Here is a 4,049-nt window from a genome sequence, read left to right on the forward strand (position 1 = left end):
GGCAGCGGTGCGGCGCCCCGGTGACCGCCAAGGGCGCCCCGGTCGCGGGCATCGGCGTCGCGGGCGCCGGGCGGCTCCGCGTCGGCCCCGGCGAGGGGGCGGTCGCACCGTGGCCGGGTGGCGCGGGGGTGCCGCCGCCCAGGTCCGCAGCCGCCGAGACCGGCGGCGTCCGCCCCGCGGCGCGGTGCCCCGGCCGTCCGGCGGTGCCGGTCGCGGGCGGGCCGGGGCCGGTGCGCGGCTCGGGCGGCCGTCGCGAGCCCCGCCGGGTGTGCTGCCCGGCCACCGGCGTCGCCCGCCGGTCCACGGCGGCCGGCGCCACCGTGCGGCTCCGGCCGGCGCCGTCCACCGCGGGGAACGCCGGGGGACAGCCCGCCAACGGCACGTTCGAGGCGGCGTTCCGGGTCCGTATCGGCAGCCGCGTCCCGGTGATCACCAGGGTCCGGCCCACCGCCGGCACGTTCGAGGCGGCGTTCCTGGTCCGCGCCGGCAGCCACGTCCCTACGATCATCCGGGCCCGGCCCACCGGGACCGGCCGCGGCACCACCCCGGCCCGCTGCCGCCCGGTGCCCGGGAGCCCGGCGGGCCCGCCTGGCGCCACGGCGGGGAGCAGGGCGCGGACCGCCGCGGCGGGGTGGCCGAGGCAGCGGCCGAAAAGGCGGAAACCGGCCGCGGCGACCGGCGTCGCCCGCGGCGCCCGGCGTCCCGGGGCGGCGGGCGGCGCCGGGAGCCGGCCGGCTGGAGCACCAGACACTCCTCCAGGCTCACGCATCACCGCCCGCCCGGCATCCGCGCGGGTGCCGGGCGGACGGTGGGCGGACGGTCAGGACAGGGCGAGGTCGTCGGCGTAGACGTTGCCCTGGCCGTACCAGCCGTGGACGTACACGGTGACGGTTCCGCTGCTGCCGGTGGTGAAGGAGACCTTCAGCTGGTTCCAGCTCGAACCGTTGGACCAGGCGCTGGCGGTGGCGCCGCCGCTGACCCCGAGATAGGCGTAGGGGCCCTGGACCCAGCCGGTGAGCGTGTAGGTGTGGTTGGGGGAGAGGGTGACGGTCTGGTCGCACTCGCCGGTGCTGGCGGAGTCCGGGGTGACCTGGAGGGCGTGGCCGCCGGAGTGGACCGGGCCGGAGACCAGCGTGCTGCCGCCGGTGCAGGTCCAGGGGGCGAGGCCGCCGCCCTCGAAGCCGGCGTTGGCCGGCGACCCCCCGTCGCTGCCGCCCCCGCCGCCGGTGGCGGTGACGGTGAGCGTGTACGTGGCGCTGTGCTTGCCGCCGGTGCCCGTGCCGGTGACGGTGATCGGGTAGCTGCCCGCGGCCACGGACGGGCCGACGTTCGCCGTCAGGGTCGAGGTGCCGCCGGAGGTCACCGAGGCCGGGCTGAAGGAGAGCGTGACGCCGGAGGGCGCGCCGGCGGCGGCGAGGGCGACGGATTCCGCGCTGCCGGAGGTGGTGGCCGTGGTGACGGTCGCGGTGGCGGTGCCGCCCTGGGCGACCGAGGCGGAGCCGGGGGAGAGGGACAGCGAGAAGTCGCTCGTCGTGCCGCCGCCCCCGCCGCCGCCCGAGCTGCCCTCGTACGGCACGAAGGCGTCCGTGAACGCGAGGCTGCTCTGGCTGATCTCGCTGCACGTGGGCAGGGAGTTGGCGCTGCCGCCGCACGGCTGGTCGCGGTTGACGGACCAGAAGGACAGCCGCCCGACGCCGTTCTGAGCGGCGAAGTTCTCGACGGTCTGGGCGTCGGCCAGGGTGAACGTGGAGCCGTCGTCGTTCTTGCCGATCATCGGTGTGATGCCGAGGTTGGCGTAGCCGTAGCCGGAGTCGACGGACTGCATCTGCGCCAGCGTGGACCTGGCGGCGTCGATGGCGCCCTGGCCCATCTCGGTGCCGGTGCCCGCGTAGTAGTCCATAGCCATGATGTTGACCACGTCGATCCGGACGCCCGCGTTCTTGGCGGCCTTCAGGATGTTGACGCCGTCATTGGTCAGCCCGCTGGTCAGCACCGGCAGGGTGACGGAGAACCGGAGGTCCGGGTCGGTCGCCTTGAGGTCCTTCATGGCCTGCATCTGGCGGGCCGCGGCCGCGGTGTCGGCGACGGCGGCGCCCTCGACGTCGAAGTCCAGCTGGGTGACGCCGTAGTCGTCGATGAGCGCCTGGTATCCGGCGTCGATGCTGCTCTGGGTGGTGCAGGTCCAGGCGAGCGGCAGTCCGCTGGCACCGCCGGAGGAGATGATCACGGACGCGCCCTCGGCCTTGGCCCTGGCGATCTCGGGATCGGTGTACGAGTCGTTGCCGATGGGGAGGGTGTCGCCCCAGACCTGGTTGCAGCCCACGCCGAGGACGAAGGCGGCGGTGTAGGCCTTGAGGTGGTGGCCGGTGACGGCGGTGTCGAGCAGCCCTTCCTGGCCGTTCGACATGTCGACGTAGGGGGCGACGGAGTAGACGCTGCTCGCCGCGGCGCCGGTGGCCGCGTCGCTCGCGGGGGCGGCGGCGACGGCCGCGCCGGTGGCCGCGAGCGCGAGCGCGCAGGCGGAGGCCGCGAATCTTGCCAGGTGCATGACAGTGCCCCTTCCGGGGATGTCCCCAGGGCGTGGGGTGGTGGGGTGGTGGTGCCGTGCACGGCCCGGATGCTGGTACATACCAAACAGCGCGCACCCCACCCCGTCAAGAGGACTAGACCAACTCGGAACCTGTGAACTCGGCACCGATTGACCCGAGTTGGGGGTGCCTTGTGCCGCCGCGTCCCGCCGTCGCGAAATCCGCGCCCGGAGAACTGTTATCCGGGGCGCCTCGAACGGTCTCCCAGGCATCGGGAACAATCGTTCGGCGTCAAGGACGGGAAACATCTGATGAGCACACGGCACACGGACGCGGGGGAGACGGCGGCCCTGGTGACCGCGGCCCGCGAGGGAGACGCGGCGGCCCAGGACGCCCTGGTCAGCGCCTACCTCCCGCTGGTCTACAACATCGTGGGGCGGGCGCTGAACGGGTCGGTGGACGTCGACGACGTGGTGCAGGAGACCATGCTGCGCGCCCTCGACGGCCTGGACGGGCTGCGCACCCCCGAGCGCTTCCGCTCCTGGCTCGTCGCGATCGCGATGAACCAGGTCCGCGCCCACTGGCAGGACCGGCGGTCCGCCCCCGCCGCCGTCGAGGAGGCCGAGGACCTGGCCGACCCCGGCGCCGACTTCGTGGATCTGACGGTGGTGCAGCTGCAACTCTCGGGCCAGCGCCAGGAGACCGCCCACGCCACCCGCTGGCTGGAGCCCGACGACCGGGGACTGCTGTCCCTGTGGTGGCTGGAATGCGCCGGTGAACTGACCCGCGCCGAGGTCTCCGCCGCCCTGGACCTGACACCCCGGCACACCGCCGTCCGCGTCCAGCGGATGAAGGCCCAGCTGGAGGCGGCCCGGGTGGTGGTGCGGGCGCTGGAATCACGGCCGCGCTGCGAGGAGCTGCGGGTGGTGCTCGCCGGCTGGGACGGCAGACCCTCCGCGCTGTGGCGCAAACGCATCGCCCGGCACGCCCGCGGCTGCCCGCGCTGCTCGGGCCTGTGGAGCGGACTGATGCCCGCCGAGGGACTGCTGGCCGGTCTCGCGCTGGTCGCCGCCTCGCCCGCGCTGCTCACCGCCCTGCGCTCCGCGCCGCACGGGATGGCCCCGGCCGGCGCGGCCACCCCGCTCGGCGCCCGGACCGGGACCGACGCCGGTGCCCCGGCCGGAACCGGCGGCCCGACCGGACGCGGCGGCACCGGCCGCCGCGCCGCTCGCGGCCGCCCGGGCGGGCGCGGCGCGTCCCGGCGCCGCAGGCGGCTGCGGCGCCGGGCCGTCGGCGGTGCCGTCGTCGCCGCCTGCCTCGCGGGCGGCGGCCTGTGGTACTTCGGCACGGACTCCGGGTCGGGCGGCGGTGAGGCGACCGCCGACCGCGGCGCGGGCGCCTCCGTGGCGGCGGACCTCTCCGCGCCCGGCACCGTGCCCGCCTCGCCCTCGCCCTCCCCGTCCGCCCCGAAGGCCAAGAAGACCGAGAAGCCTGAGAAGCCCGGGAAGACGGCCAGTCCGA

2 protein-coding genes and 1 pseudogene are annotated in these 4,049 nt (G+C 75.8%); 1 reads left to right on the plus strand and 2 read right to left on the minus strand.

Features of this window, described 5'->3' with window-relative positions; translation table 11 throughout:
- A pseudogene (locus FRZ03_RS39895) lies at positions 1-508 on the minus strand (hypothetical protein); the annotation flags it as partial.
- Positions 509-820: 312 nt separating this feature from the next.
- Complete coding sequence (locus tag FRZ03_RS35550; protein ID WP_146469179.1) at positions 821-2,548, minus strand: carbohydrate binding domain-containing protein; 1,728 nt, start codon at positions 2,546-2,548, stop codon at positions 821-823.
- Positions 2,549-2,839: 291 nt separating this feature from the next.
- Between FRZ03_RS35550 and FRZ03_RS35555 the strand changes: the two genes are divergently transcribed.
- Positions 2,840-4,049: RNA polymerase sigma factor (locus FRZ03_RS35555; protein ID WP_146469222.1), on the plus strand; the 1,210-nt coding region annotated here is incomplete at its 3' end.

It is taken from the genome of Streptomyces misionensis, from assembly GCF_007896895.1.
Classification (GTDB): Bacteria; Actinomycetota; Actinomycetes; order Streptomycetales; family Streptomycetaceae; genus Streptomyces; species Streptomyces misionensis_A.

Excerpts from the sequence above, each read along its gene's own strand:
- FRZ03_RS35550 (WP_146469179.1), bottom strand. The coding sequence starts at position 2,548 with ATGCACCTGGCAAGATTCGCGGCCTCCGCCTGCGCGCTCGCGCTCGCG.